Source organism: Achromobacter sp. NPDC058515 (assembly GCF_042721735.1).
Taxonomy (GTDB): Bacteria; Pseudomonadota; Gammaproteobacteria; order Burkholderiales; family Burkholderiaceae_B; genus Achromobacter.
This window is the reverse complement of the sequence record NZ_JBHXNI010000019.1, coordinates 57,284-83,453: the sequence shown is the minus strand read 5'-3', so window position 1 is coordinate 83,453 and position 26,170 is coordinate 57,284. Positions and strand designations below refer to the sequence as shown.

The following is a 26,170-nucleotide window of genomic DNA, read 5'->3' as shown; positions in this document are numbered from 1 at the left end:
TGATTCCCGGGGCCCTGGATTCAGGCGCTGCATTCAGGAGGCCGCTCCCGCCGCCACCACATCGGGATCCAGGCCTGCGGTTTCCAGCAGCCATTGCCGGAAACAGGCCAGCGCATAGTGGTCGCGGCGCTGCGCCGGCGCGCACAGGTGATAGCCGCGCGCGATGCGGATGGGCAGGTCCGGGAAGGGCGCGGCGACGCGGCCGGCCTGCAGCTCGTCGCGCACCAGGCAGCGCTGCAGCACGGCGATGCCCATGTCGGCCATGACGGCGCGCACCAGGATGGACACCTGGTCAAAGCCGTTGGACAGTGTGACCGTCTCACGCGGCACGCCCGCCGCGGTGAACCACTGCGCCCAGTTGTCCACGCCGTTGGAGTGATGCAGCAGCGGCTCTCCCAGGAGGCCGTGCGGCGTGTTCCACAGGCCCTGGGCCTGGCGCGCCGCCAGGCGGCCGGGGTGGCAGATCACGACCATTTCGCGCCCGATCACATAGTCGGCCTGCCAGCCTGGCCATTGCTCGGGCGTGCCCGACAGGATGCTGGCGTCCGGCGTGGCGCCGGAGAAATCCTCGCTGCGGCGGTAGGCGGCAAAACCAAGCTGGATGTCGGGATGGCGCTGGTGGAAGTCGGGCAGGCGCGGCACGAGCCAGGCGCTGGCCAGGGTAGGCACGGTGGACAGGGTGAGGCGTAGGCGGCGGTCGTCGGCGCGCAGTCCGGCGCTGAGCGTCTCGATGGCCTGAAGCGGCGCCTGCGCGCCGTCGTAGAGCTTGCGGCCGGTCTCGGTCAGGGTCAGGCTGTGGGCGTTGCGATGCATCAGCGGCTGGCCGAAGTGCGCTTCCAGCCGGGAGATGGCGCGGCTGATGGCGCCCTGGGTGACGCACAGCACCTGGGCGGCCTGGGTGAAGCTGCCCAAGCGCGCCGCCGTGACGAAGGCGTGCAGCTCGGACATGGAGGGCGAGTGCAGGCGCATTCAGCATGACCTTTGGTAATGAAGGAGTGCAATATAGTCGTTTGAAAGGGGACGGTAAAGTTTGGACACTGGCGGCCTTGTCGATACACACCAACCATCGGAGTAGCCTCATGTCCCGCCGCCTTCTGGGCCGGTCCGCGCGTCTCGCGCTTGCCGGCATGTTTGCCACGCTGTCCTTTGCCGGCGTCGCGCACGCCGCCGATTATCCCGCCCGTCCCATCAAGCTGGTCGTGCCTTTCGCCGCTGGCGGCTCGACCGACATCGTGGCGCGCCTGGTGGCCGAGTACGCCGGCCGCGACCTGAAGCAGACCATCGTGGTCGAGAACAAGGCCGGCGCGGGCGGTTCGATGGGCATGGAGCAAGTGGCCCGGGCAACGCCGGACGGCTACACGATCGGCATGGCCACGATGAGCACGCACGGCTCGAATCCGGCAGTGTTCCGCAAGATGAACTACGACCCCCTCAAGGATTTCGTGCCGGTGGCCAACGTGCTGGCCGTGCCCAGCATCTTCGCGATCAACCCGAATATTCCGGCCAAGAACATGGCCGAGTTCGTCGCGCTGGCCAAGGGCGCGCCGGACCGCTACAGCTTCGCCTCGCCGGGCGTGGGGTCGCTGGGCCACGTCAACATCGAGAACTTCATGATGCTGTCCGGCATCAAGCTGCTGCACGTGCCGTATCGCGGCGCGGGTCCGGCGCTGAACGACGTGATGGGCGGGCAGGTGGACGCGATCACCGACAATCTGTCGTCGACCTTGCCCCAGGTGCTGGGCGGCAAGCTGCGTCCGCTGGCCGTGCTGGGCGCCGAGCGCTCGCCCTTGCTTCCCGACGTGCCGACCTACATTGAACTGGGCTATCCCGACATGGGCTCGGGCGGCTGGTTCGGCCTGGTCGCGCCGGCCGGCACGCCGCCGGCGGTGGTGGACCGCCTGAACAAGGCTGTCCGCGCCGCGATGCAGGATCCGGAGTTCCGCAAGAAGGCCGAGGAGGTGGGTGGTACGCTGATGCCCACGACGCCGCAAGAGTTCCAGGTGCAGATCGAGCAGGCCCTGGCCCGTTACGCCAAGGTGGCCAAGGCCGCCAACATCCAGGCTGATTGACGATGACACCCGCCGACTTCCAAGCTGTTTCCGTGCATGAGCCGACAGGTCCGGCCTTGCCGCTGGTCTGCGATTCGCCGCATAGCGGCGAGCGCTATCCCGCGGACTTCGGGGCCGCCGCCACGCTGGCGCAATTGCGCCAGGGCGAGGACACGCATGTGGACGCGCTGTGGTCGGCGGCGCCGGCATTGGGCGCCACCTTGATCGCGGCGAACTTCCCGCGCGTCTATATCGATCCTAACCGCACCTTGCGGGACCTGGACCCGGAGCTGCTGGCCGAGCCTTGGCCCGAGCCGCTGGACCCCGGCGAAAAAACCCGGCTCGGCAAGGGACTGATCTGGCGCAGGATGGACAAGGCCACGCCGATCTACGAGCGCAAGCTGACGCTGGCGCAAGTGCGGCACCGGATCCAGGCGTACTACCAGCCCTACCATGCCGCGCTGTCGCATGCGATACGGCAGGTCGAGGAGCGGTTTGGCGCGGTCTGGCACCTGAACCTGCACTCTATGCCCAATGACGCCTACGAGCGGCTGGGGCGGCAAAGCGAGTATCCGCTGGCGGACTTTGTGCTGGGCGACCGCGACGGCACCACCTGCGAGCCGGAATTCATCGCCCTGATCGAAGCGGCCCTGCGCGCCAAGGGCTACACCGTGGCGCGCAATGACCCCTACAAGGGCGTGCAGCTGATCGCGCAGATCGGCCAGCCGGCGTTGAACCGGCACAGCCTGCAGGTGGAGATCCGCCGGCCGCTCTACATGGACGAGGCGACGCGCGAGCGCAATGCGGGGTTCGAGGCCCTACGCGCGGATCTGACGCAGGTGCTGGAGCAGGTGGCCGCGTATGTGCGGGTCCGCATGGATGCCGTTGCGTCGACAAAATAGAATCGCTTTTATATTTTCTTGAGACGACCCGGGCGTTGATGCGAATCAGCGCCCGGCTTGCCTCCAGCGCTTAAGTTTCCTCGCGCCGGGCCGTTGTCGATAGCATCGGGTCGCGCCCCTTTTGAGCGTGTCCATGGGGAACCGGAATGCTTGAGAAGATCATTAACGGATTTTCAGTGGTTGCGTATGCGACGCAGCCAGAAGGGCGCATTCCCGCGCGCGCCTTTCTTGAGACGAGGCGTCTGCCGCCCAAGGTGAAAGCGGAGGAGCCCGACGCCGGCGCGGCGCCGGTCGCGGAAGAGCCCGAGGGCCTGCAATTCGAGATCTTCGTCAGCCGCCGTTTCCGCAGCGCGATCGAGGCCATGTCTGCCGCGCGCAACGCTTTGGACCGCGTCAAGTCCGTGGACGAGGACGGCGTGCCGGACCATCTGCCGGAATAGCGCGCAGCCTGGCGGGCGCCCGCGCCCATATTGTTATCCCAACTTTGTATTTGTCGAACGCCTGAGCCCAGGTTGATGATGCCCCATGGCAATCGTCGCCATTCACGGTCTGCTCAAAAGGAAGGTTGATGAATACGAAAGTCCATTCCGGCGCCGTCGCGGCGCGGGGAGTCTCTCGCCGCGCGCTGTTGCGCGCGGCAAGCATCGCGGGCCTGGCCGCGCCCCTGGGCATGCTCGGATCGCGCGTGCTGGCGGCAAACGCCGCCCCGCGCGCGTTCAAGATCGCCTGGAGCCAGACCGCGGTCTGCCAGTCGCCGGTGTCGGTCGCGCTGGAGCGCGGCTTCTTCGACAAGTACAACCTCAAGGTCGAACGCATCAATTTCAGCGGGTCCACCGATCAGTTGCTGGAGGCGATCGCCACGGGCCACGCCGACGGCGGCATCGGCATGGCGCTGCGCTGGCTCAAGCCGCTGGAGCAGGGCTTTGACGTCAAACTCGCCGTGGGCACGCATGGCGGCTGCATGCGCCTCTTGACGGCCGAAGATTCGCCGATCAAGAGCGTGAACGACCTGAAGGGGCGCCGCGTGGCCGTGTCCGACCAGGCCAGCCCGGTGAAGAACTTCTTTGCGATCCGCGTGGCGCAGCTGGGCATCGATCCCGAATCGGTGGACTGGCGCCAGTACCCGCAGGACCTGTTCGGCGAGGTGCTGAGAAAGGGCGAAGTGGACGCGGTGGCGGGCGACGACCCGCTGATCTACACGCTGCGCGAGGACAACAAGCTGCGCGAGATCGCCACCAACATCGAAGGCGACTATGAGAACCGCACCTGCTGCGTGCTGGGCCTGCGCGGCGATCTGGTGCGCAAGGACCCGGAGTCCGCGGCGGCCATCACGCGCGCGGTGATCGATGCGCAGCGCTGGACGGCGTCCAATCCCGACGAGACCGCGCGCATCTTCGCGCCTTATGTTCCGGGCAAGGTGCCCGCCGAGCGCGTGGCGGCGATCCTGCGCAGCCATAGCCATGGCCATGCGTCCACGGGTTCGGCGCTGCGCGAGGAGATCGTGGGCTATGCCAAGGACCTGAAGACCATCAAGGTGCTCAGCGCCAACCTGGACATCGACAAGTACGCGCAAGTGGTGGTGCCCAATGTCCTCGGCTGATGCTTTGCCCGCCTCCGCCGCGCGCGCAAATGCGGCGGCCCCGCAAGGCTGGCGGCTGTGGAAGACCGGCGTGGCGGCCGCCGCGCTGTGGGCGGGCGTGGGCGCCGTGACACTGGCGTGGCCGAACGTGGAGGTGGGCTTCACGTCCTGGGGCTATACGCGGGAGTTCGGCGTGGCGGCGCTGGCGCTGGCCGTGCTGCTGTTGCTGGCGGCCGTGTCGGGCGCCGCGCATCTGCGTCCCGTGCGCGCCTTGCACCGCGCCGGGCCATGGCTGCTGGCGCTGGCCGTGGCGGTGGGCGCCTGGGAGATCGCGACGGCCAAGCTGGCGCTCCTGCCCAGTCCATTCTTTGCGCCGCCGCAGTCGCTGATCGAGGTGTACGTCTCGGACTATAAGCGCCTGGTGGACAGCTTGGTGAATTCGCTGTGGCTGCTGGCCAACGGCTTTCTGCTGGGCGCGGCGGCGGGGTTCCTGACGGGCGTTGCGATCGGCTGGTCGCGCGGCCTGGGCTACTGGGTGCATCCCGTGCTGCGCTTCCTGGGCCCGGTGCCGTCCACGGCGCTGCTGCCGATGGCGTTCTTCTTCTTTCCTTCCAGCTGGTCGGCCGCGGTGTTCCTCATCGCCTTGGCGACGTGGTTTCCGGTCACGGTCCTGACGTGGTCGGGCGTGGCCGGCGTGAACCGCGCGTACTACGACGTGGCGCGCACCATGGGCGCCAATGAATGGTTCCTGGTGCTGCGCGTGGCGATTCCGGCGGCCCTGCCGCAGGTCTTCGTGGGGCTGTTCATGGGCCTGGGCGCATCGTTCTCGGTGCTGGTGGCCGCGGAGATGATGGGCGTGAAGTCCGGGCTGGGCTGGTATCTGTCCTGGGCCCAGGGCTGGGCCTCCTACGCCAATATGTACGGGGCGCTGATCGTGATGGCGCTGGTGTTCTCGGGGCTGATCACCTTGCTCTTCCTGGGCCGCGACCGGCTCCTGGCCTGGCAGAAGGGAGTCGTGAAATGGTAGCGGCGGCATGGGCTGAACAGCCGGACGCGCGCGGGGCCGCGCTGGCCGTGCGCGGCGTGAATCATCATTTCGATCTGGACGGCGCGGCGCTGCCGGTGCTCGATGGCATCGACCTGGACGTCAAGCCGGGCGAGTTCGTGGCCTTGCTGGGCCCCAGCGGCTGCGGCAAGTCGACGCTGCTGCGGCTGGTGGCGGGGCTGGAGCCGCCGGCCGAAGGCGATCTGCTGGCCGACGGCGCGTCCATCGCCGGGCCGTCGCCGTCGCGCATCGTGGTGTTCCAGGACCCCACGCTGTACCCGTGGCGCACGGTGTGGAACAACGTGGCGCTGGGCCTGCAGGCGCGCGGGATCTTGAAGGCGCAACGCCATCGCGTGGACGACGCCTTGCAGCGCGTGGGGCTGACGGCGTTCGGCCAGGCGTATCCGCATCAGTTGTCGGGAGGCATGGCGCAACGCGCGGCGCTGGCGCGCGCGCTGGTCAACGATCCGCGCATCCTGATTCTGGATGAGCCGCTGGGCAAGCTGGACTCGCTGACGCGCATCGCCATGCAGGCCGAGCTCGTGGAGCTTTGGCAGCGCGCGGGATTCACGGCCTTGCTGGTGACGCACGACGTGGAGGAGGCCCTGTTCATGGCCTCGCGCATCGTGGTGCTGAGCGAGCGGCCCGCGCGGATCAAGGACGAGATCGTCAATGACCTGCCGTACCCGCGCCATCGCGGCGATCCGCGCCTGGCGGCGTTGCGGCACCGCGCGCTGGCCTTGCTGGGACTGGATGCGACGTGGTGAGCGCGTGGGGGCTGGCGCTTGCCGTCGCGGCGGCGGGCGCCGCCATGCTGGCGTGGTCGGGCAGGGCAGCGCGGTTGCGCGACGCGGGGGCGGGCGCGTTGCGCCTGCCCTGGCTGGCGGCGGGGACGCTTGCGGGGTCCGCCGTTCTGCTGGGCCTGGCCTGGCGTACGGTGCAGGGCGTGCCGGGCCTCTTCGGTTCGCGCCTGGGGCACCTGGCGCTGGCGGTGGCCGGCATTCTGCTGTTGGCCGGCCTGTCCGCCGCGTGGCTGCATACCCGGGCGGGCGATGTAGAGGCCGCCGCGCTGTCCGCGTGGCGGCGAGGCGCGGCCATGGCGATGGGCGCGCTGGCGCTGCTGGTGCTGATCCTGGCGATCGCGATATGGCGCCAGCCCGCCGATGCGCGGGCGCTGGCCAACTGGCCGTTCGCCTGGCGCTACGACCCGGATCTGCCCGTCAGCCCGCATACGTGGAACCGGCTGTGGCTGGCGCTGGCGCAGAGCGGCGCCGCGCTGGGCCTGCTGGTCTGGGCCTTGTTCGCCAGGCGCGGGCGTCTGGCGCTGCTGGCGGCCGCCGCGGCCCTGGCGTTCAGCGCGAGCTGGCCTCGTCCCCGGATGCTGCTGACCGAAGCGCACGGCACGTCGTACCAGCGGTCGCCGCTGGCGTTCTCGGACGTCAATGTGTTGCAGGGCGGACAACTTTACCGGCAGCATTGCGCGTCCTGCCATGGCGCGGCGGCCGATGGCCGCGGCCCGCGCGCGGCAAGCCTGCCCGCCTGGCCCAGCGTGCTGGGCGCGGCGCTGTTCGACAACCGCCTGGAGGGCGAGCTGTATTGGCGGGTAGCGCAGGGCGGGCAGGCCTCGGCCAAGCCCGCGATGCACGGATTCCTGGCTGTGCTGCGCCCGGACGAGATCTGGCTGGCGCTGGACTATCTGCGCTTGCGGGCCTACGGCGCAAGCGGCGGCGCGGGCATGCCGGCCATACCCGCGCCGGTCGTGGACGTGGTCTGCCGGGATGGTCGCGCAACCCGGCTGAGCGGATTGCGCGGCCTGCCGCTGCGGGTGATGGCGTATGCGCCAGGCGCGCCCGACGAAGCTGAGGATCCGCGTGTGCTGACCGTGGCGCTGACGCATGGAGAAGCCGCGGGTGTGAACGCCGACTGCGTCGCGGCGGGCAGCGACGCCTGGGAGGCCTATGCGTTGGCGGCCGGCGTGCCGTCCGCCGAGCTGGCGGGTGCGCAGTTCATGGTCGACCGCCGCGGTTGGCTGCGGGCCCGGCGCCTGCCGGGGGATGTCCAGGCCTGGACGAGTGCGGACAATGTCTGCGGTCCTGGTGGACGGATGGAAGATGCGACGGCAAGGGGGATGGGCGAGCTGTTGGCGGCGATGGATCGGACGCCGGTCAGCATGCCGGAATGACCTGATCCGAGGCGTCGACGGTTGGCGTTCACGCGAACGAGGACGGCGTCATGCGCGGTGGCCGGATGCCAGAAGCTGATCCTTGAAGACGAATCGGTGCAGCAGGAATGCCAACAGGTAGCAGGCGCCGAGGTCGATGGCGGTTTTCAGGACGAGGGGAATTTTCAAGTCCGCTGTCCACGTCAGCACAAAGGCCTGAAGGCAGTACACCGCAAGGGCATACTTGGCCATGAACGAGATGACGGCGCCCGGCGCTCGCCGGACTCTCAAGAGAATGCAAATGGCCAGGCATGAAAAGAGGGCGGGGGAGATTCTGGTGTACGCGGGCATGGCGTAGCCCTGGTTCCTGGCGAATACGGGGTCGACCAGCAGGGCCCACTCCGCGGCGGCGACAAGGACGAATGCGGCCGCAAGCAGAGAAATGGTCTTCAGGGTCGGTCCCTGGCCTTCGAGGTGCCGGACCAGCAGGATCGCCAGCGGAGGAATCGCAACATAGTTCAACGGATTCCAGAACGCGGAGGTCCAGGCGATGCCGTACTTTATCGTCGCCGCCTGCATCCCCGTGATGGCGGCGAACGACACGAGCGTCAAGGCAATCAGCCAGGATGAACGAAGACGGGCGGCGATGTGGGTCAGCACGACGGTCACCAGCAGAGCGGAGAAAAAGTAGTAAGACCCCATTGCGGTGACCGTCGCATAGACCGGCCGGGTCTGGAATGTCGCGGCAGCGGATATCAGGGCGGGGATTCCGCCGAGCACCACGAAGTACGCGATGCCCCAGAACACGTGCAGGGTCGTCACCCGCGCTGCGCGGCGCTTTAGCGCCGGCATGCCGGACTCCCGCGCTACGTACAGGTAGCAGGACAGGAAGATGAAGAACGGGACGGCCTGGAGCAGGATGTTGGCATTCAGGATATCCGCCGGCCCCGGGAGATGGGGAGAGGAAGCCGTTTGGCTGAACATGCTGCCCACGCCGAAGAAATGTTCATGCCACAGCAATACGAAGAGGGCGGCGAGCGCCCTTCCATAGTCCAGGCCGGCGATTCGATCCAAATGGTTTTGCATGTCGCGCGTGTGGGGGGATTCGGAGAGGGCGATCGTAACAAAGGACTCATGCGATAGCGCAACCGCCGATGGCCGAGTATGAAAAAAAGCGCCGCTCAAATATCGACAAGTTAGTTCCCCAACCCTCTCTTCGCACGCATCATTTCCATGCCGGATGCGCGGCGCGAGGATGGATCGTGAAGCGCTCCCCCTTTCCCTTTCCAGTCGAGGTCACGCAAGATGAGTACGTTGAACGAATACCTGGACCAGAAGCGCGAGGCCGTATTGCTGCGCAACGGGCGCGATCCGCAAACCGTGGAGCCCGTGAAGCTGCGCGCGCAGGTGAGCGCCGAAGGGCGCAGCGGCGTGCGCCGCATCCGGATCCGGGATCATCAGGTGGTGAGCGACAGCCCCGCCGACTTCGCCGGATATGACCTGGGGCCGAGTTCGCCCGAGTTGCTGCTGGGCTCGCTGGGCAGCTGCCTGACGCACATCTTCCTGATCAAGGCGGCCGAGCTTGAGTTGCCGCTGGAGTCGCTGGAGGTGACCATCGAAGGCGACCTGGATCCGCGCGGCGGCAAGCCGGGCTACGAGACGGTGCCGTTCTTTCCGCACAACATCCGCTATACCGCGCACATCGTGTCGCCTGCCGACGCGCGGGCCGTGCGCGCCGTGCACGAGGCGGTGGAGCAATGGTGCCCGATCCTGAACCTGCTCAAGCAGCCGCAGGCCCTGGAAGGCAGCGTCAAGCACACGCGCTCCGCGGCGCAATAGGGGGCACGGTCAGGTCAGGGTGCTGCGCATCAGGATCTCGGTCAGCGCGCGCGTGGGCTTATTGGGCGCGGGGGCCGAGATCACGATGAATTCCACCTGGGGCAGGGCGGGCAGCTGCGCCGCGCCTGCGGGCGCGGAGAGCCCCGCCGTGGACAGGTGCGAGGGCTGCACCGTGATGCCCAGGCCGGCGCGGGCGGCGGCCTGGCAGCCCGCGTAGCTGGTGCTGGTGCAGACGATCTGCCAGCTGCGGCCCGCGCGCGCCAGCGCATCCAGCGTCAGCGTGCGCGTCACGCTCGGTTCGCGCAGCAGGATGAGGGGCAGCGGCTCGTCCATGGCGATGCGCAGGCCTTCCTTGGCCCGCCACAGCAGCGCCTCCTTGTGCAGGGTCTGGCCGCGCCGGTCGCCGCGGCGGCGCTTGCCTATCATCACATCCAGCCCGTTGTCGTCCAGCAGCTTGTAGAGCTCGCTGGTGACGCCGATGGTCAGGTCCAGCTCCACTTCGGGATGGGCCAGCCGGAAGGCGGCCAGCACGTCGGGCAGCGGGCCCATCGCCAGGTCGTCCGACGTGCCCAGGCGGACGCGGCCTCGCAGGCGCGGCGCGTCGAACAGCCGTTCCGCCCGTTCGTGGGCATCCAGGATGATCCGCGCATGCACGAGCAGGCTGCGGCCATCGCTGGTGAGCGTGAGCGAATGCGTATCGCGCAGGAACAGGCGCCGGTTCACGGCCAGCTCCAGCTGCCGGATATGTTCGCTGACGGTGGGCTGGGTCAGGCCCAGCCGGCGGGCGGTCTCCGTGAAGCTGGGCGCGGCGGCGGCCGCGGCGAAGGTCTTGAGCCACAGGGGGTTGAGCATGGCGGACGGCCGGTCATAGGATATTCCGATGACAGTTAAAGTACTCAGTGGCCTTCCCGATGGCAAGGGGCGCGCCTATAGTTTCCGCAACTTTTCGGAAATCCTCCCGCCATGCGCCGCTTCCTGCCCGACCAATTCACCCTCATCCTGATCGCCACGGTGGTCTTCGCCAGTTTCTTTCCCGCGGTGGGCAAGGGCGCGTCGTTCATGATGGTGGCCAGCAACGTGGCCATTTCGCTGCTGTTCTTCCTGCACGGCGCGCGGCTGTCCACCGACGCCATCGTGGCGGGCGTGAAGGACGTCCGGCTGCACGGGCTGATCCTGGCGTGCACCTTCATCCTGTTTCCCGCGCTGGGCCTGGGCTTGCGGGCGCTGTTTCCGGGCCTGCTCGCGCCCTCGCTGTGGCTGGGGGTGCTGTTCGTCTGCACCCTGTCGTCCACCGTGCAGTCGTCGATTGCGTTCACCTCGATGGCGCGCGGCAACGTGCCTGGCGCCATTTGCGCCGCAACGGCCTCCAATCTGCTGGGCACCGTGCTGACGCCGCTGCTGGTGGCGGTGCTGCTGCACCGCCAGGGCGGCGGGCACGGGCTGGCCGACGCCGGCCGCATCCTGCTGCAGCTGCTGTTGCCGTTCGCGGTGGGCAGCCTGCTGCGGCCATGGATCGGCGCCTGGGCGCAGCGCAACAGCCGCACGCTGTCCAAGGTGGACCGCAGTTCCATCCTGCTGGCTGTCTACACGGCGTTCAGCGAGGCCGTCGCGCAGGGCATCTGGCACGCCTTCCCGGCGATCGACCTGGCCAGCATGGTGCTGGTGAATGCGTTGCTGCTGGGCACGGTGCTGCTGGCGACGACCTGGGGCAGCCGCAAGCTGGGGCTGTCCAAGGAGAACGAGATCACGCTGGTCTTCTGCGGATCGAAGAAGTCGCTGGCGTCGGGCATTCCGCTGGCCACCGTGCTGTTCGGCACGTCGCAGATGGGCGTGGTGGTGCTGCCGCTGATGATCTTTCACCAGATGCAGCTGATGGTCTGCGCGGTGCTGGCGCGACGCTATGCGGAGCGCGCGCAGCCCGCGGATGCGGTGGCGGCCAGGGCCTGAACCCGGCGGGCGCGGCGGGCTTCAGGCCGCGCCGTCCCGCGGACGGATCTTGCCGGCCGGCAGCCAGTACACGGCGCCGTCGCGCTCCTGCACGGCAAGCGCGGTCAGGCGGCCGTTCTTGCAGGGGCCCCCCACGCACAGGCCCGTGTCGGGCTGGTAGGTGGCGCCGTGGCGCGCGCACATGATCAGGTCGCCCGCGCGGGTAAAGAAGCTGCCTTCCCAGTCCAGTTCGACGCCCACGTGGGCGCAACGGTTCAGGTAGCCATGGACGCGGTCCTGATAGCGCACGAAGAAGGCCGTGGTCTGGCCCGCGCCGTCGGACACGGGCACTTTAACGCCCAGGCCGCCATTGACGAGATCGGCGGCGGCACAGACGCGCACTTCGGGGGCGGAGGAGGAGTCCTGCATGTCGGGCCTTGAAATCAAAAGGGGTGGATGTTCGGGCAGGGGAGCGGGCCTTGTCAATCCGCGGGCGCGGCCAGGGCGCTTTCCTGCTGGCGCGCCCACATGCCGGCATAGATGCCGCCCTGGGCCAGCAATTGCGGATGGCGGCCGCGCTCGACGATGCGGCCATCGGCCAGCACGATGATCTCGTCCGCGTCCGCCACGGTGGACAGGCGGTGGGCAATGATCAGCGTGCTGCGCCCCTGGCTGACTTCGCGCAGGTTGGCCTGGATTTCGCGCTCGGTATGGGTGTCCAGCGCGCTGGTGGCTTCGTCGAACAGGAAGATGGCCGGGTTCTTGAGGATGGTGCGGGCGATGGCCACGCGCTGCTTTTCGCCGCCCGACAGCTTCAGGCCGCGTTCGCCCACCATGGTCTGGTAGCCGTCGGGCATGGTCATGATCAGGTCGTGGATATGGGCGAGCCGCGCGGCGGCCTGGATTTCGCCGTCGGTGGCGCCCGGGCGGCCATAGCCGATGTTGTAGTGGATGGTGTCGTTGAACAGCACCGTGTCCTGCGGCACCACGCCGATCGCCGCGCGCACGCTGGCTTGCGTTACTTCGCGCACGTCCTGGCCGTCGATGGCGATGGACCCGCCGTCGGCGTCGTAGAAGCGGAACAGCAGGCGCGCGATCGTGGATTTGCCTGCGCCCGAGGTGCCCACCACGGCCAGGGTCTTGCCGGCCGGAATGGTGAAGCTCACGCCCTTCAGGATGGGCCGGCGCGCGTCATAGCCGAAATGCACGTCGCGGAATTCCACCTGGCCGCCCGCCACCCGCAGCGCCTGCGCGCCGGGGCGGTCGGCCACCTCGCGGTCCTGGCCCAGCAGTTCGAACATGCGTTCCATGTCGATCAGGGCCTGCTTGATTTCCCGGTAGATGAAGCCGAAGAAGCTGAGCGGCGTGTACAGCTGCAGCAGGTAGGTATTGACCAGCACGAAGTCGCCCAGCGTGTAGCGGCCCTCGGCGATGCCCGTGGCGGCCATCCACATCACCAGCGTCAGCCCCACGGAAATGATCGCGGCCTGGCCGACGTTGAGGATGGACAGGCTGACCTGGCTGCGCACGGCGGCGCGTTCGTAGCGGGTCAGCGAGGCGTCGTAGCGGCGCGCTTCGTGTTCCTCGTTGCCGAAGTACTTGACCGTCTCGTAGTTCAGCAGGCTTTCGATGGCCTTGGTGTTCGCCTCGGAATCGGTTTCGTTCATCTGGCGGCGGAACTTGGCGCGCCATTCCGTGACGATGAGCGTGTAGGCCATGTAGAGCGTGACGGTGGCGCCGGTGGCCAGCGCCAGCCAGCCGTCGAACATCTTCCACAGTACGATGCAGACCAGGCCGATCTCGAAGAAGGTCGGCAGGATGTTGAAGAGCAGGAACGACAGCAGCGTCTGGATGCCCTTGGTGCCGCGTTCGATGGCGCGGTTCAGGCCGCCGGTCTGCCGCGTCAGGTGAAAGCGCAGCGCCAGGGCGTGCAGATGGCGGAAGATCTGCAGGCCGACCGCGCGGATGGCGTGCTGGCCGACGCGGGCGAAGATGGCGTCGCGCAGTTCCGAGAACAGCAGCGACAGCACGCGGGCGGTGCCGTAAGCCAGGATCAGCCCCAGCGGCACGGTGACGGCGCCGGGGGCGCCCTTGCCCAGTTCGTCGATGGCCTGCTTGTACAGCAGGGGCACGTAGACAGTGGCCGCCTTGGCGGCGAACAGGCAGAGCAGCGCCGCCGCCACGCGCACCTTCAGGCCGGTCCTGCCGGGCGGCCAAAGGTAGGGGAACAGGGTGCGAAGGGTGGAGAATCCGCCGCCTTTCTTGGGCTGCGCGTCGGGAGAATTCATGGATGGATGCGGTGGTTATGCCTGGCCGCGCCATGGGGCGGCGGGCCGTGTGAAGGGCATTATCGGGCACCAGCGGTACTATTTGGCTGATAACCCCTGGGACGGACCGACCTGCGGCCCGGGGGATCGATCAGGTAGCGGGACGCGGGCGCAGCTTGTCGGGCCCGTTCTTTTCTCTTCCAACCTTGGGGTCCGCCTGGCTGCCCCCCTTGGTTGCGCGACCTGGCGCGTATTCGCCGCGCGAGCGTCGCGTTGCATGCTACGGAGGGTCTTATGGCGAAGGTACCCGCAGTGAAATTGAACGACGGCAGCAAGATTCCGCAGTTGGGCCTGGGGGTCTGGCAAGTGCCGGACGAGCAGGCGGCCTCCAGCGTGAAGGAAGCGCTGGCGGCAGGTTACCGCTCGGTGGACACCGCGGCCATCTATGGCAACGAGGCCGGCGTGGGCGCGGGCCTGCGCGCGGCCGGCGTGGCGCGCAAGGATCTGTTCGTCACCACCAAGCTCTGGAATGACAGGCACGGCTACGAGGACGCGCACAAGGCGATGGACGAGAGCCTGGAGAAGCTTGGCCTGGCCTACGTGGACATGTATCTGATCCATTGGCCGGTGGCGGGCAGCGAGAAGTTCCTGGACGCCTGGCGGGCCATGGTCGAAATGAAGGAAGACGGCCGCGCGCGGTCGATCGGCGTATCCAACTTCACCCAAGCCAATCTGGAACGCCTGATCGATGCGTCCGGCGTGACGCCGGCCGTGAACCAGATCGAGCTGCATCCGGGGTTCACGCAAGGCGGACTGCGGGCATTCCATGCCAGGCACGGCATCGCGACGGAGTCCTGGAGCCCCCTGGCGCAGGGCGGCATCACGAAGGAAAAGGTCATCCTGGACCTGGCAAAAAAGCACGGCAAGTCGCCCGCCCAGGTGACGCTGCGCTGGCATCTGCAAAGCGATCTGATCGTGATCCCGAAGTCGGTCACGCCGGCCCGCATCCGCGAGAACATCGACGTGTTCGACTTTGAGCTGTCGACGGAGGACATGGCCGCCATCGACGGCATCAAGGAGGGCGCGCGGCTGGGACCGGACCCCGAAAGGTTCGGCAACTAGCGCGCGATCCGGCGGACGGCTGGCGCGGCGCGCGGGGCGGCGCGGCCTAGTGCTTGAGCGGGAACATCCAGTAGCGCGCGATGACCAGCAGCAGGAGGGTCAGCGTGGTCCAGGAGGCCCAGTGCCAGACGCCGGTGCCGAGCAGGGCGGCCAGCAGGCCGAACACGCTGAGGACGCCCAGCAGGATCGGCGCGCCCCAGACGAACATGAAGCCGCGGCTGCCTTTGCTTTTGGTCTTGCTCATGCGGGAGTCCTTTGCGGGGCGGCGGCGGCCTGGTGCTTTTTCACGAGTTCGTTGATGCGCGCTTCGGTGGCGCGGCGGCGCGCCACCCACAGATAGAGTCCGCTGACGAGGACGACGATGGTGACGAGATCCAGCAGCACCCAGATGATCTTCAGGGGCAGGCCGCCGTAGTCGCCGAAATGCAGGGGGCGCGACAGTTCCAGCGCCGTCAGGTACCAGGGCATCCGGGCCACCGTCGTGAGTTCGCCGGTCTTGCCGTCCAGCAGCACGGGCGTGTTCAGCTTGGAAGTCAGCGGCGTGTCGCCGCGCATCCAGGCGATGTAGTGGTGGGGGCTGCCGAAGGCGTTGCCGGGGAAGGAGATGAACGACACCTCGTTGCCGGGCACGGCTTTCTTCGCGGTGTCGGCGACGAGCTGGGCCGAAGCCAGCTCGGTGGGCACGGTCTGGCCCTTGTAGGGTTCCAGGATGCGCGCCACATCGGTGGATTGCCACAGGCGGAACAGCGGCGTCGAGAGCTCGTTGATGACGCCGGTAAAGCCCACCACGAACGCCCAGACCAGCGTCACGATCCCCAGCAGGTTGTGCAGGTCCAGCCACTTCAGGCGCGTGGAGCGCGTGGCGCGCACGGTGCCGAATTCCAGCTTTTTCATGAAGGGGCCGTAGAGCACGACGCCGGACACGATGGCCACGCAGAACAGCAGGCCCATGAAGCCCAGGAAGAGCTCGCCGGTCAGGCCGGCGAACAGGTCCACGTGCAGCGCCAGCATGATGCCCATGAAGGAAAACTTGTCCTCGGTGTAGAGCGGGCCGTCGAGCAGCACGTCGCCGGTATGGGCGTCCATGCGCACGGCGTGGCCGGACAACTGGCCGTCGCCGGGGGTTTTCGCCATGCCCACGAAGACCTGGGGTTCGTCGGGGTCGAAGAACAGGTAGTCGACCACCTCGCCCGGGTACATGGACCTGGCGGTCGCCACCAGCTTGTCCAGGTTCGCGGGGGGCGTGCCGGCAGGCACCTCGGCCACGGGCTTGCCGTCATCGAGCCAGTGTTCGATCTCGTGATGGAACACCAGGGGCAAGCCGGTAAGACAGATGATGAGCAGGAAGATCGTGCAGACCAGGCTGGTCCATTTATGGACCAGATACCAGGTTTTGATGGTGGACGCGGCTGTCATGGCGACGGCAGGAAGCGGCGCAGGCGCCCCTTCCTTTCAGGAATTAGTTGGGAAAGTCGGAACATTATCACGAACAAGAGCGATTCTCGTACCGCAATTTGACCCTGCGGGCAACGAGGCGGCAGATGGGGACGGAGCAAAGCGGGTTAAAAAGAAGGGTCGGTTTCCTCAGCGGTAGTTCGAATCATCATGGAGCAGCGTTTTTTGAAGGTCTCGCGCAACGAATCCGGCCGCGACTACGCGGTGGGGGACGTGCACGGGCATTTTTCCCGCTTGCAGGAGAGCCTGGACCGGCTGGGCTTCGACCCCTCCCGGGACCGGCTGTTTTCCGTTGGCGACCTGGTCGACCGCGGCCCCGAAAGCGAAGCCGCGCTGGACTGGCTGGCGCGCCCCTGGTTCTACGCGGTCCAGGGCAACCATGAGGACTACGCGATCCGCCACGTGCGCACCGGCCAGGTGGACGTCCTGAACTGGCGCGGCTACGGCGGCGGGTGGTTCCTGGACCTGCCGCCCGGTCGGCAGGAGGTCTTTGCCGAAGCCTTCACGAAATTGCCCATCGCCATCGAGGTGGAAACGTCGGCCGGCGCCGTGGGGCTGCTGCACGCGGATTGCCCGGTGCTGTTCTGGCCGCGCCTGGAATCCGCCTTGCAGGACCGCTACAAGCGCACCAGCGCGGCCTGCCAATGGTCGCGCGACCGCCTGCGGCAGATGGACCGGACCGGCATCCGGGGCGTGCGCGCCGTGGTGGCGGGGCATACCCCGGTCGCCTCGCCCTTGCTGCTGGGCAATGTCTACCACATCGACACCGAGGGCTGGAACGAGGGCTACTTCACGTTCCTGGACCTGGAATCCCTGCAGGCGTGGCCCAGCGAAGTCGTGACCGAACTGGCCGCCGTCGAATAGCATTCCGGCGTTTTGCAGGCAAAAAAAAAACGGGCGCACCAGGCGCCCGTTGTCCGTTTTGCGCCGCGCCTAGAGCGGGCGGGCCGTCACGGCGCCGGGCCCGTTGACGGCGCTGGCGCGCGCGCCGGCATCCAAGTCGGCGCCGGGCGCCGGCAGGGCGGGCGCCTGCACGCCGGCGGCGGGCGCGTTGTCGGCGCGCGGCGCGGGGATCGGCATCAGGGGCGGCTGGACGGGGCTGTCCGGCGGGGCCATGGCCCCGCCCGGAGGCAGCGGCTTGACCGAGGTGTCGACCCCGTCGGTGGAGCGGTTGTTGTTCAGGAAGTCGGTCAGCGCGTCGCCGGAGGACAAGTCCAGCGAGGCCACGGCCTGGCCGGGCGGGAATTCGGAGAAGAAGTACTCGCCGTTGTCCACCAGCAGGCCGTCGGGGCGGGGCAGGGGCTTGACCTCGGGCACGCCCTTCAAGACCGGCTGCATGTAGTCCAGCCAGGTGGTCAGCGCCAGGCCGCTGCCGAATTCGTTGGTGCCCAGCGACTTGGGCTGGTCAAAGCCCATCCAGACGGTGGTGGCCAGATTGGGCGTGAAGCCCGAGAACCAGACGTCCACCGCGTCGTTGGTGGTGCCGGTCTTGCCGCCGACGTCGTTGCGCTTGAGCACCTGGTGCGCGCGGGCGGCGGTGCCATTGACCGTCACGCCGCGCAGGATGTCGTCCATGACCCAGGCGGTGCGCGGATCGATGGCGCGCGCCTCGGCGTCGCCGGCGACGACGGGCTGCGCCTGCATCAGCACCTTGCCGGAGCGGTCGGTGACGTGGTCCACCAGATAGGGCGTGACGCGGTAGCCGCCATTGGCGAACACGCTGTACCCGTTGACGACCTGCAGGGGCGTGGCGCCGCCCGCGCCCAGCGCCAGCGGCAGGACCGCCGGCCAGCGCGACTTGTCGAAGCCGAAGCGCGTGAGGTAGTCCTGCGCGTACTGCGGCGAGATGGCCTGCAGGATGCGGATCGACACCATGTTCTTCGAGCGCACCAGGCCCTGGCGCAGCGTCAGCATGGGCTCGTACTGGTTGCCGTCGTTCTTGGGCTGCCAGGCCTTGGAGCCGGTCTGCTCCGCGGTCAGCATGAAGGGCTGGTCCGAGATCTGCGTGGCGGGCGTCAGGCCTCGCTCCAGCGCCGCCGCGTAGACGAAGGGCTTGATGTTGGAGCCGGGCTGGCGCCAGGCCTGGGTGACGCGGTTGAAGGTGCCGCGGTTGTAGTCGAAGCCGCCGACCATGGCGCGGATGGCGCCGTCCTGCGGGACCATGGACACCAGCGCGGCCTGCAGGGCCGGCATGTTGATGATCTCCCAGTTGTCGCCGGTCTTGTGGATATAGACCACCGAGCCGCGGCGGATGCGCTGGCTGTCGCGGGCCTTGGGATTCAGGGCCCGGGCGACGACGGACAGGGCCTTCTTGTCCGAGATCGTGATGAGGTCGCGCGCGCTGCGCGCCACCGTGACCTCGGTGGGGCTGGCGGCCAGCACCACGGCGGCCAGCAGGTCCTCGCTGTCGGGCGTCTTTTCCTGCACGCCGTCCAGGATCTCGTCCAGCGCCTGCGCGTCCTTTTCAATATCGTCGGGCAGGTCGACGTGGTCTTCCGGGCCGGGGTAGACGGCGCGGCGGGTGTAGTCCATGACGCCGTCGCGCACCGCGCGGTAGGCGGCTTCCTGGGCCTTGGAGTCGATCGTCGTGTAGACGTCGATGCCCTTGGAATAGGTGTCTTCCTGGAACACGCCGTACATCAGCTGGCGGGCCAGTTCGGCCGGGTAGTCGCCATGCACCGCGAAGCCGCGCGCACTGGTGCCGTCCGCGCCGCGGATCGTCAGGCGTTCCTTCAGGGCTTCGTCGGCTTGCTCCGGGGTCAGGTAGCCCAGCGACTTCATGCGGCCCAGCACGTAATGCTGGCGGATCTCGGCGCGCGGGAAGTTGGTGATGGGGTTAAAGCGCGAGGGGGCCTTGGGAATGCCGGCCAGCATGGCGGCCTCGGCGGGCGTGACTTCCGACAGCGGCTTGCCGAAGTACGTGCGCGAGGCGGCGGCGAAGCCATAGGCGCGGTGGCCCAGGTAGATCTGGTTCATGTAGAGTTCAAGGATCTGGTCCTTGGAGAGCTCGGACTCGATCTTGAACGTCAGCAGCAGTTCGTAGAACTTGCGCGAATAGGTCTTTTCCGACGACAGGTAGAAGTTGCGCGCCACCTGCATGGTGATCGTGCTGCCGCCCTGCGTCTTGGATCCCTTGACGAGGTTGGTCAGCACCGCGCGCGCCACGCCCATCCAGTCGACGCCGCCGTGGCTGTAGAAGCGGTCGTCCTCGGCCGCCAGCACCGCCTGCCGCATCACGGGGGGGATTTCGTCAAAGCGCAGCACATTGCGGTGCTCTTCGCCGTATTCGCCGATCAGCACCTTGTCCGCCGTGTAGATGCGCAGCGGCACGCGCGGCCGGTAATCGGTCATGGCGTGCAGGTCGGGCAGGCTGGGCCAGGCCAGGGCCAGGGCAAGCCCGACCAGGACGGCCGCGCACACGCCGGCGCCGGCCGCGGCGATGCCCGCTTTGACCAGGAGTCGTTTCCAGGGAAGGCCCGATTTGCCGCCCGGGGTGGCGGAGGATTGCTGGGGGGTGCTCATTGCAGGCGATTCTAGGGCAGAACGCTATAGACCGCCCACGGCGCAATAAGGTTTCAGTAACCAAAATTGCCGGGTGGGCGATGGGGGCGAGATGCCAAAAAAATAGGGGGACCGGGTCCAGGATACGCGGGGCGCGGCTCTTGTGTGCCGCAACGGCCTGCGCGCGCCCTGAAATGTATTGCGCGCCGTGACAAACGGCAAGGCCCGTTGCAGCCGCCAGCGGTGTTCAGGCGGTATCCGGGGGCGGATCGGTGTCGGGGACGGATTGAAGGTAGCGCTGCGGCGGCGCGCCCAGCGCGCGGTGGAACATGGCCGAGAACGCGCTCGCGCTGCGGTAGCCCAGGTCGGCCGCGATCCGCGCCACCGGCACGCCCAGCGACAGCCGGCACACCGCATCCGCCAGCCTCACCTGCTGGACCCACTGGCGGTAGTTCAGCCCCAGTTCGGACTGGAACAGGCGGATCAGGGTGCGCGCGCTGGCCCCGACCTCGCTGCCCCAGTCTTCGATGCCGCGCTGCAGGCCGGGCTGGTCCAGGATCGCCGCGCAGATGGTCTGCAGGCGGCGGTCGCGCGGCCAGGGGATCTGGATGGGCGCCACGCGGGCGGCGGAAAGCTCGGCAAGAATCAGCGCCGCGATCTGTTCCACCCGGCCCCCTAGCGGGTAGACGATGGGTTCGGCTGTCAGCGCCAGGATCAGCTCGCGCAGTAGCCCGCTGACCTCGATCACCTGGCATTGCGGCCAGTAGCCCTGGGCGGCCTCGGCCTGGATGTAGAGCGAACGCATGGACACCGCGCCGACCATGTCCACCCCGTGCGGCACGCCCGCCGGCACCCACAGCGCGCGCAGCGGCGGCAGCGCCCAGAATCCGCTGGGGGTGCTGACGCGCATCACGCCCTCGACCGCGTAGATGAGCTGGGCCCGCGGGTGCGAATGGGCGCCGGTCCGGGCGCCGGCGGGAAACTCCTTGGCCATGGCGGTGACCACGCGCGGCCGGTCCTGGTAGTCCTGCGCATTGATGCTGCGGGCGGGGTCGGGCACGGCGGGGCGCACGGGCATGGGTGTCACTTCCGACGAAAGGATGAGTAGAGGCTTGAAAGCGCCATCACCGCATTTTGTCACTTTTACGACGAAAATTGGCAGATCGGTCCGGCACCGCATTCCTACACTATCCGCAGGTCCCGGCACTGCGCCGGGTTGGCCCATCCCCTACGCGTGCGACCCATGAATTCCGCCCAGAACCCCGCCGCCGGCCTGCCCGGCGGCCCTGCTTCCCCCGCCGCGGCGCCTGCCGCGGAACCGGCCGCCGCCTCGGATCCGTCCACCGCCTTCAAGGTGCTGGGCGCGATCAGCGTGGCCCACCTGATGAACGACATGATCCAGTCGATCCTGTTGGCCATCTATCCCATGCTCAAGGACTCGTTCAGCCTGTCGTTCGCGCAGATCGGGATGATCACCCTGGTCTATCAACTGGCCGCCTCGCTGCTGCAGCCTTTCATCGGGTTCTACACCGACCGCAATCCCAAGCCGTATTCCCTGCCGGTGGGCATGGGCTTCACCCTGGCGGGCCTGCTGCTGCTGTCGGTGGCGCCGTCGTTCGGCTGGCTGCTCGTGGCCGCCGTGCTGGTGGGCACGGGCTCATCGGTGTTCCATCCCGAATCGTCGCGCGTGGCGCGCATGGCCTCGGGCGGGCGGCACGGCCTGGCGCAATCGCTGTTCCAGGTGGGCGGCAATGTGGGATCGGCGCTGGGGCCGCTGCTGGCCGCGCTTTTCATCATTCCGCACGGCCAGCGCAGCGTGGCGTGGTTTTCCCTTGCGGCCCTGTTCGGCATCGTGGTGCTGACGGGCATCGGGCGCTGGTACAGCGCCAACCGCGTCCTGCTCAAGCCGCGCGCGCGGCGCGAAGGCGCCGGCAACGGACTGTCGCGCAACCAGGTGCTGGGCGCCCTGGCCGTGCTGGGCGTGCTGGTGTTCTCCAAATACTTCTACCTGGCCAGCCTGAACAGCTACTTCACCTTCTATCTGATCGACAAGTTTGCGCTGTCGGTGCGCGAGGCGCAGCTGTACCTGTTCCTGTTCCTGGCCGCCGTGGCGGTGGGCACGGTGGTGGGCGGCCCGGTCGGCGACCGGATCGGCCGCAAGATCGTGATCTGGGTGTCCATCCTGGGCGTGGCGCCGTTCACGCTGATGTTGCCGCATGCCAATCTTTTCTGGACGGGCGTGCTGGTGGTGATCATCGGCATGGTGCTGGCGTCCGCGTTTTCGGCGATCGTGGTCTATGCCCAGGAGCTGGTGCCGGGCAAGGTGGGCATGATCGCCGGCCTGTTCTTCGGCTTTGCCTTCGGCCTGGGCGGCGTGGGCGCGGCGGTGCTGGGCAGGCTGGCCGACGCCACCAGCATCGGCTTCGTGTACCAGGTCTGCGCCTATCTGCCCTTGCTGGGCGTGGTGGCGATCCTGTTGCCCCGGGCGAAAAAGGCGCAGGCCTAGCCCGCGCGCAGGGACCGCAGGCGCGGGTGGCGGTATTCGATGCCGTTGATTTCCCCCTGCGCGCCGTGGTGGACGACGGCCACGCGCGCCGAACGCAACTGGGCCAACTGGGCGGCGCTGACCGAAAAGCTCTTGGCCAGGCGCTCGTCGTTCAGCGGCTTGATGGGCTTGCGGCGGTCCTTGCCGGCAAAGCGGCGATGGTTGTAGACCGCCCAGGCCCCCAGCACGGCGGCGTTGGCCACCGCCAGCAGCGCATAGCCCCACAGCGTGTGCATGGTGGGCAGGAAGACCGGCCAGAGCGAGGCGCCGGGGCCGCCGGCGGCCCCGCGCAGTATCGCCAGGATGCCGGCACCGAACAGGTATACGAAGGCGAACCAGCCGATGGCGGTCAGGGCCAGGTCGAACAGATAGCCCGCGCGCGAGCGTTGCGTGGTGATGATCATGATGCGTCCGGTGATTTGATGCCGCGGTCCGGGCTGGTCCAGCGCGCGCGCTCGGCCTGCTTGCGCAGCATGACTTTTGGGAAACTGACCAGCGTGGTGAAGAGGCTGACCATCCAGTAGGCCAGCGGATACCAGATGACCCAGTACAGGGCGCGCGTGAGGCGCGGCTCGTAGCGGCGGTCGATCAGGATGCTGACGGCGAATTGCAGCAGGCACACGACGGCCAGCATCATGCCGGTGAAGGCCGGCGGCATCAGGCTGGCGATCTGCATGTTGTTGGGCAGGGACACGACCTGGCTGACGAGCCAGAGCAGCACCGACATGCCAAACGCGAAGGCCCAGGCGGTGGACAGGCAGAATTCCGCCACCAGCGGCCACAGGCGGCGATGGCGCCAGCTCCAGATGGAGCGCAGGTTCTTCAGGAACACCTCGGCGCCGCCCTGGGCCCAGCGCAGGCGCTGCTTCCACAGTCCGCGCAGGGTTTCGGGCATCAGGATCCAGCACAGCCCGCGCGGCTCATAGAAGATCGACCAGTGGTCGCGCTGCAGCTTCCAGCTGATGTCGATGTCCTCGGTGATCATGTCCAGGCTCCAGTAGCCCACGCGGTCCAGCGCCGCGCGGCGGAATGCGGCGACGACGCCCGACACGGTGAAGACCTGGCCGTAGACGCGCTGGGTGCGCTTGATGAGGCCGATGATCGACGAGAACTCGCCCACCTGGATGCGGCCGATCAGGGTGGAGCGGGTGCGGATGCGCGGGTTGCCCGTGACGGCGCCGACGCGCGGGTTGTCGATCAGCGGCGCGACCAGGTAGGCGGCGGCGTCCGGGTCCAGCACCGCGTCGCCGTCGATGCAGACCAGGTATTCGCTGCGGGCCGCCAGCGCGCCCATGCGCAGCGCCATGGCCTTGCCCTGGTTCTGGGCCAGATGCACCACGCGCAGCCGCGGGTGCTCGGCGGCCAGGCGGTCCAGCATCGGGCCCGTGCCGTCGCTTGAGCCGTCGTTGATGGCGATGACCTCGACGTGCGGGTAGTTCTGGCCCAGCGCGGCCAGCAGGGTCTCCTCGCCGTTGTCCGCTTCGTTGAAGCAGGGCACCAGGATGGACACCAGCGGCGCGCCGGCCAGGGCCGGCGGCTGCCGCTCCGGGCCCCACTTCCAGTGCCGTTCCCAGTGCCACCAGAAATAGATGCCGCCGGCCATCCACATGCCGGACATGAACAGGGGGTAGAAGAACACGAAGCCCAGGAGCGCTTCGCCGGTCAGCATCAGGGTGAAGCCGAACGGCGCGCCGAGCACCGCGCAGAGGATAAGCAGGGCGATCAGTCGGTCTGTCATTGGATGGGGTACCACGCGTCGGAGATGGCGGGCCGGATGCCTTGCAGCCGGGGCTGGTCTTGCGAGAAGTCGTCGGGGTAGTAGCCGAAGCTGCGGGCGCCGCGCAGTTGCAGGCGCCGCATCCAGCCCGCCAGGACCTCGGTGTCGACGGGCGTTGCCTCGGGCCGTCCGGGGCCGGTGCGCCAGTCGCGGCTTTGCAGCTCGAACACGGTCTTGGGCAGCGCGCCCGGATGGCGCGCAACGGTATCGACCAGCGAGTCCAGCCACGCGTTTTCGCGGCCCTTGGGCACGTCTTCCATGAGCGGCATGGCCATGGGCGCGGTCCAGTCGTAGGCGCCCAGGAAGTCGTCCAGGTTCTGCGCGAACCAGGTTTCGCTTTCCGGGTTCAGGATCGGCTGCGCATAGATGTTGCGGGCCGTCTTGATCTGCGGTCCGCGCACCTCGCGCACGCGCTCGGCCAGCGCGGCGGTGAAGTCCACCAGGGCGCGGCTCTTGTAGCGGGTCCAGCGTTGCAGGGTGTCCGGGGCCGCGCGCAGTTCGGCGACGCTGCCCGGCAGGCCCGCGGCCCGGTAGGCGGCCAGCGCGCCGGGGCCGGCGTCCTCGAAGTCCGACAGCAGGGCGTCGTCATGGAACAGGATGCCGTCGAAGATCGCATGGCGGGCCAGGTCTTCGTACAGGTCGCCGATGCGGGCGCGGACCGTGGCGTCAAAGGGCGACAGGCGGCGGTACTGGTCCGGGTCGGGGGCGGCCTGCCCGGAATCCGGGTCCCAGCGCGCGACGCGCGGCAGGGCCGGGTCCAGGTCGAACGCCAGCACCGGCATCCAGGCGTAGACCATCACGTTGGCGCGATTGTGCAGCTGCCAGGCCGCGCGGTTGAACAGGTCGGCGCGCATGGGCAGCCAGCGGTTCGGAAAGTACAGCGACTTCACCAGGCCGTCGCCTGCCGGGTCGGAGTAGGCCTGCAGGAACACGGTGTTGATCTGCATGTCCAGGATGCGCTGCACCAGCACGCCCAGGTTGCGGTCGGTCTGCGCCGGGTCCGGGTCGTAGACATAGTCCAGGTCGATGTGCGCCACGCGCATGAACGGCTCGGCCTCCATGCCGACCACGCTATTGGCAAAGGACTTGAGCGCCGGGTCGCTGGACAGCAGCATGCGGGGCGTGGACATCAGGCGGCCCAGGCGGCCGGGGCCGTCTTCCAGGGTCAGGGCGAGCCGATAGCCGTTTTCGGCGGTGATGCGCAGCGTGGAGCCGCCTTCCGCGCCATACGGCCAGACCCAGACGCGCGGCTTCTTGCCGGTGGCGGCGCGGATCTTTTCCGTGATGGCGGCGACGTCGCGGCCCATGCGGGCGTCGAACTGCGCCTCGGTTTCGTACTGGCGGGTCCGCGCGTCGTAGGCGCGGATGGCGGCGGCGGGTTCGGTGTTGCCTTGCGGATTGGCCAGCGCGCCGTAGTGCGAGGCGTCGGTATGCGCGGCGATCTCCACCAGGCCGGAACGGGAGATCTCGCGGATCTCGTCCCAGTTCAGGAAGCGGTCGCGCGCTTCCAGGCTGCCGCCGAAGTCCACCGGCTTATCGGCCGGGGTGTCCATCCAGACGCCCACCGGGGCCAGCAGCGCGGGCCAGCCATAGGCTTTCAGAATGGGCAGCACGCGGGTGTAGAAGCTGCGGTAGCCGTCGTCGAACGACAGCAGCACGGCGCGGTCGGGCAGCGGCTTGCCGCCCTGGCGGGCGGCCAGGATCTGGTCCACGGAAACGGCCTGGTAGCCGTTGGCGCGCAGCCAGGCAAGCTGTTCGGCCAGGCGGTCCGTGCGCACGCTGAGAAAGCCCTGGTCGGGGTCGTCGTCCTCGACGTCGTGATAGGCCAGGGCCAGGAACTGGCCATTGACCCAAGGCTGTTCGGCGGCGGCGACGGGGCGCTCGGCCGGCGGCGTGTAGACGGGGATGTCCTTGGCGCAGGCGGTCAGCAGCAGGAACACGAGCAGCAGCAGGCCGGCAAGGAGAATTCGGGTATGGAATTTGAGCATCATGACGGTGTCGGG

At 68.1% G+C, this 26,170-nt stretch carries 24 protein-coding genes; 12 read left to right on the top strand and 12 right to left on the bottom strand.

The annotated features are described in order from the left end of the window. Positions 1-33: 33 nt before the first annotated feature. A complete protein-coding gene (locus tag ACFWP0_RS26330) occupies positions 34-969 on the bottom strand; it encodes a LysR substrate-binding domain-containing protein (protein WP_377847221.1) in 936 nt (311 codons plus the stop codon). A 110-nt stretch (positions 970-1,079) separates the two neighbouring features. On the opposite strand from ACFWP0_RS26330, the gene ACFWP0_RS26325 reads away from it, so the two are divergent. From ACFWP0_RS26325 to ACFWP0_RS26295, 7 genes are all read left to right on the top strand, one after another. Continuing rightward, positions 1,080-2,069, top strand: coding sequence for a Bug family tripartite tricarboxylate transporter substrate binding protein (locus tag ACFWP0_RS26325; RefSeq protein WP_377847219.1), 990 nt, complete (start codon positions 1,080-1,082; stop codon positions 2,067-2,069). A 2-nt stretch (positions 2,070-2,071) separates the two neighbouring features. Further along, positions 2,072-2,950 carry an N-formylglutamate amidohydrolase gene (locus tag ACFWP0_RS26320; protein ID WP_377847217.1) on the top strand — a complete coding sequence of 293 codons (879 nt, stop codon included), beginning with the start codon at positions 2,072-2,074 and terminating at the stop codon, positions 2,948-2,950. A gap of 146 nt (positions 2,951-3,096) precedes the next feature. Next, a complete protein-coding gene (locus ACFWP0_RS26315) occupies positions 3,097-3,390 on the top strand; it encodes a hypothetical protein (RefSeq protein ID WP_377847215.1) in 294 nt (97 codons plus the stop codon). A gap of 128 nt (positions 3,391-3,518) precedes the next feature. Beyond that, positions 3,519-4,550 (top strand): ABC transporter substrate-binding protein, encoded by a 1,032-nt coding sequence (locus ACFWP0_RS26310; protein ID WP_377847213.1) that lies wholly within the window; start codon positions 3,519-3,521, stop codon positions 4,548-4,550. After that, entirely contained in the window at positions 4,537-5,556 is a 1,020-nt protein-coding gene (locus ACFWP0_RS26305) for an ABC transporter permease (protein ID WP_377847211.1), read from the top strand. Before ACFWP0_RS26310 ends, ACFWP0_RS26305 begins: the two co-directional genes overlap by 14 nt. Next, a complete protein-coding gene (locus tag ACFWP0_RS26300) occupies positions 5,550-6,341 on the top strand; it encodes an ABC transporter ATP-binding protein (protein WP_377847209.1) in 792 nt (263 codons plus the stop codon). The genes ACFWP0_RS26305 and ACFWP0_RS26300 overlap by 7 nt, the downstream gene beginning before the upstream one ends. Further along, positions 6,335-7,756: a c-type cytochrome gene (locus ACFWP0_RS26295; RefSeq protein WP_377847207.1), complete on the top strand. Its 1,422-nt coding sequence runs from the start codon at positions 6,335-6,337 to the stop codon at positions 7,754-7,756. Before ACFWP0_RS26300 ends, ACFWP0_RS26295 begins: the two co-directional genes overlap by 7 nt. Positions 7,757-7,804: 48 nt before the next feature. On the opposite strand, the gene ACFWP0_RS26290 is transcribed toward ACFWP0_RS26295, so the two are convergent. Beyond that, positions 7,805-8,809: an acyltransferase family protein gene (locus ACFWP0_RS26290; protein WP_377847205.1), complete on the bottom strand. Its 1,005-nt coding sequence runs from the start codon at positions 8,807-8,809 to the stop codon at positions 7,805-7,807. Positions 8,810-9,040: 231 nt separating this feature from the next. Here ACFWP0_RS26290 and ACFWP0_RS26285 point away from each other — a divergent pair, with 231 nt between their 5' ends. Further along, entirely contained in the window at positions 9,041-9,574 is a 534-nt protein-coding gene (locus ACFWP0_RS26285; protein ID WP_377847203.1) for an OsmC family protein, read from the top strand. Positions 9,575-9,583: 9 nt separating this feature from the next. On the opposite strand, the gene ACFWP0_RS26280 is transcribed toward ACFWP0_RS26285, so the two are convergent. Further along, complete coding sequence (locus ACFWP0_RS26280) at positions 9,584-10,426, bottom strand: LysR substrate-binding domain-containing protein (protein ID WP_377847201.1); 843 nt, start codon at positions 10,424-10,426, stop codon at positions 9,584-9,586. 111 nt (positions 10,427-10,537) lie between these two features. On the opposite strand from ACFWP0_RS26280, the gene ACFWP0_RS26275 reads away from it, so the two are divergent. Further along, a complete protein-coding gene (locus ACFWP0_RS26275; protein ID WP_377847200.1) occupies positions 10,538-11,521 on the top strand; it encodes a bile acid:sodium symporter family protein in 984 nt (327 codons plus the stop codon). Between the two features lie 21 nt (positions 11,522-11,542). Here ACFWP0_RS26275 and ACFWP0_RS26270 read toward each other — a convergent pair whose 3' ends face one another. Both ACFWP0_RS26270 and ACFWP0_RS26265 read right to left on the bottom strand, forming a co-directional pair. Continuing rightward, positions 11,543-11,929, bottom strand: a complete 387-nt coding sequence (locus tag ACFWP0_RS26270) for a Rieske (2Fe-2S) protein (RefSeq protein ID WP_377847198.1) — start codon at positions 11,927-11,929, stop codon at positions 11,543-11,545. A gap of 53 nt (positions 11,930-11,982) precedes the next feature. Continuing rightward, positions 11,983-13,788, bottom strand: coding sequence for an ABCB family ABC transporter ATP-binding protein/permease (locus ACFWP0_RS26265; RefSeq protein WP_377847196.1), 1,806 nt, complete (start codon positions 13,786-13,788; stop codon positions 11,983-11,985). Between the two features lie 273 nt (positions 13,789-14,061). On the opposite strand from ACFWP0_RS26265, the gene ACFWP0_RS26260 reads away from it, so the two are divergent. Continuing rightward, positions 14,062-14,889, top strand: coding sequence for an aldo/keto reductase (locus ACFWP0_RS26260; RefSeq protein ID WP_377847194.1), 828 nt, complete (start codon positions 14,062-14,064; stop codon positions 14,887-14,889). A gap of 46 nt (positions 14,890-14,935) precedes the next feature. Here ACFWP0_RS26260 and ACFWP0_RS26255 read toward each other — a convergent pair whose 3' ends face one another. Continuing rightward, positions 14,936-15,133: a hypothetical protein gene (locus tag ACFWP0_RS26255; RefSeq protein WP_377847192.1), complete on the bottom strand. Its 198-nt coding sequence runs from the start codon at positions 15,131-15,133 to the stop codon at positions 14,936-14,938. After that, positions 15,130-16,305 (bottom strand): PepSY-associated TM helix domain-containing protein, encoded by a 1,176-nt coding sequence (locus ACFWP0_RS26250; protein ID WP_377847190.1) that lies wholly within the window; start codon positions 16,303-16,305, stop codon positions 15,130-15,132. Before ACFWP0_RS26250 ends, ACFWP0_RS26255 begins: the two co-directional genes overlap by 4 nt. 189 nt (positions 16,306-16,494) lie before the next feature. On the opposite strand from ACFWP0_RS26250, the gene ACFWP0_RS26245 reads away from it, so the two are divergent. Continuing rightward, positions 16,495-17,208, top strand: coding sequence for a metallophosphoesterase (locus tag ACFWP0_RS26245; protein ID WP_377847188.1), 714 nt, complete (start codon positions 16,495-16,497; stop codon positions 17,206-17,208). A 69-nt stretch (positions 17,209-17,277) separates the two neighbouring features. Here ACFWP0_RS26245 and ACFWP0_RS26240 read toward each other — a convergent pair whose 3' ends face one another. Together ACFWP0_RS26240 and ACFWP0_RS26235 are read right to left on the bottom strand one after the other, a co-directional pair. Beyond that, positions 17,278-19,866, bottom strand: a complete 2,589-nt coding sequence (locus ACFWP0_RS26240) for a PBP1A family penicillin-binding protein (RefSeq protein WP_377847187.1) — start codon at positions 19,864-19,866, stop codon at positions 17,278-17,280. Positions 19,867-20,092: 226 nt separating this feature from the next. Next, positions 20,093-20,923, bottom strand: a complete 831-nt coding sequence (locus ACFWP0_RS26235; RefSeq protein ID WP_377847185.1) for an AraC family transcriptional regulator — start codon at positions 20,921-20,923, stop codon at positions 20,093-20,095. A gap of 165 nt (positions 20,924-21,088) precedes the next feature. Between ACFWP0_RS26235 and ACFWP0_RS26230 the strand changes: the two genes are divergently transcribed. Further along, positions 21,089-22,351 carry an MFS transporter gene (locus ACFWP0_RS26230; RefSeq protein ID WP_377847183.1) on the top strand — a complete coding sequence of 421 codons (1,263 nt, stop codon included), beginning with the start codon at positions 21,089-21,091 and terminating at the stop codon, positions 22,349-22,351. On the opposite strand, the gene pgaD is transcribed toward ACFWP0_RS26230, so the two are convergent. From pgaD to pgaB, 3 genes are read right to left on the bottom strand one after another with little or no spacing between them, the layout of a single operon-like run. Next, the gene (gene pgaD / locus ACFWP0_RS26225) at positions 22,348-22,794 is read right to left on the bottom strand and encodes a poly-beta-1,6-N-acetyl-D-glucosamine biosynthesis protein PgaD (RefSeq protein ID WP_377847181.1); all 447 of its coding nucleotides are present in this window, start codon (positions 22,792-22,794) and stop codon (positions 22,348-22,350) included. The two genes, ACFWP0_RS26230 and pgaD, sit on opposite strands and share 4 nt — an antisense overlap. Continuing rightward, a complete protein-coding gene (gene pgaC / locus ACFWP0_RS26220; protein WP_377847179.1) occupies positions 22,791-24,128 on the bottom strand; it encodes a poly-beta-1,6-N-acetyl-D-glucosamine synthase in 1,338 nt (445 codons plus the stop codon). Before pgaC ends, pgaD begins: the two co-directional genes overlap by 4 nt. Next, a complete protein-coding gene (gene pgaB / locus ACFWP0_RS26215) occupies positions 24,125-26,158 on the bottom strand; it encodes a poly-beta-1,6-N-acetyl-D-glucosamine N-deacetylase PgaB (protein WP_377847177.1) in 2,034 nt (677 codons plus the stop codon). Before pgaB ends, pgaC begins: the two co-directional genes overlap by 4 nt. Positions 26,159-26,170: the final 12 nt, after the last annotated feature.

Coding starts and splice junctions, on each gene's coding strand:
- ACFWP0_RS26330 (WP_377847221.1), bottom strand. CDS start 969: ATGCGCCTGCACTCGCCCTCCATGTCCGAGCTGCACGCCTTCGTCACG.
- ACFWP0_RS26325 (WP_377847219.1), top strand. CDS start 1,080: ATGTCCCGCCGCCTTCTGGGCCGGTCCGCGCGTCTCGCGCTTGCCGGC.
- ACFWP0_RS26320 (WP_377847217.1), top strand. CDS start 2,072: ATGACACCCGCCGACTTCCAAGCTGTTTCCGTGCATGAGCCGACAGGT.
- ACFWP0_RS26315 (WP_377847215.1), top strand. CDS start 3,097: ATGCTTGAGAAGATCATTAACGGATTTTCAGTGGTTGCGTATGCGACG.
- ACFWP0_RS26310 (WP_377847213.1), top strand. CDS start 3,519: ATGAATACGAAAGTCCATTCCGGCGCCGTCGCGGCGCGGGGAGTCTCT.
- ACFWP0_RS26305 (WP_377847211.1), top strand. CDS start 4,537: ATGTCCTCGGCTGATGCTTTGCCCGCCTCCGCCGCGCGCGCAAATGCG.
- ACFWP0_RS26300 (WP_377847209.1), top strand. CDS start 5,550: ATGGTAGCGGCGGCATGGGCTGAACAGCCGGACGCGCGCGGGGCCGCG.
- ACFWP0_RS26285 (WP_377847203.1), top strand. CDS start 9,041: ATGAGTACGTTGAACGAATACCTGGACCAGAAGCGCGAGGCCGTATTG.
- ACFWP0_RS26280 (WP_377847201.1), bottom strand. CDS start 10,426: ATGCTCAACCCCCTGTGGCTCAAGACCTTCGCCGCGGCCGCCGCCGCG.
- ACFWP0_RS26275 (WP_377847200.1), top strand. CDS start 10,538: ATGCGCCGCTTCCTGCCCGACCAATTCACCCTCATCCTGATCGCCACG.
- ACFWP0_RS26270 (WP_377847198.1), bottom strand. CDS start 11,929: ATGCAGGACTCCTCCTCCGCCCCCGAAGTGCGCGTCTGTGCCGCCGCC.
- ACFWP0_RS26265 (WP_377847196.1), bottom strand. CDS start 13,788: ATGAATTCTCCCGACGCGCAGCCCAAGAAAGGCGGCGGATTCTCCACC.
- ACFWP0_RS26260 (WP_377847194.1), top strand. CDS start 14,062: ATGGCGAAGGTACCCGCAGTGAAATTGAACGACGGCAGCAAGATTCCG.
- ACFWP0_RS26255 (WP_377847192.1), bottom strand. CDS start 15,133: ATGAGCAAGACCAAAAGCAAAGGCAGCCGCGGCTTCATGTTCGTCTGG.
- ACFWP0_RS26250 (WP_377847190.1), bottom strand. CDS start 16,305: ATGACAGCCGCGTCCACCATCAAAACCTGGTATCTGGTCCATAAATGG.
- ACFWP0_RS26245 (WP_377847188.1), top strand. CDS start 16,495: ATGGAGCAGCGTTTTTTGAAGGTCTCGCGCAACGAATCCGGCCGCGAC.
- ACFWP0_RS26240 (WP_377847187.1), bottom strand. CDS start 19,866: ATGAGCACCCCCCAGCAATCCTCCGCCACCCCGGGCGGCAAATCGGGC.
- ACFWP0_RS26235 (WP_377847185.1), bottom strand. CDS start 20,923: ATGCCCGTGCGCCCCGCCGTGCCCGACCCCGCCCGCAGCATCAATGCG.
- ACFWP0_RS26230 (WP_377847183.1), top strand. CDS start 21,089: ATGAATTCCGCCCAGAACCCCGCCGCCGGCCTGCCCGGCGGCCCTGCT.
- pgaD (WP_377847181.1), bottom strand. CDS start 22,794: ATGATCATCACCACGCAACGCTCGCGCGCGGGCTATCTGTTCGACCTG.
- pgaC (WP_377847179.1), bottom strand. CDS start 24,128: ATGACAGACCGACTGATCGCCCTGCTTATCCTCTGCGCGGTGCTCGGC.
- pgaB (WP_377847177.1), bottom strand. CDS start 26,158: ATGATGCTCAAATTCCATACCCGAATTCTCCTTGCCGGCCTGCTGCTG.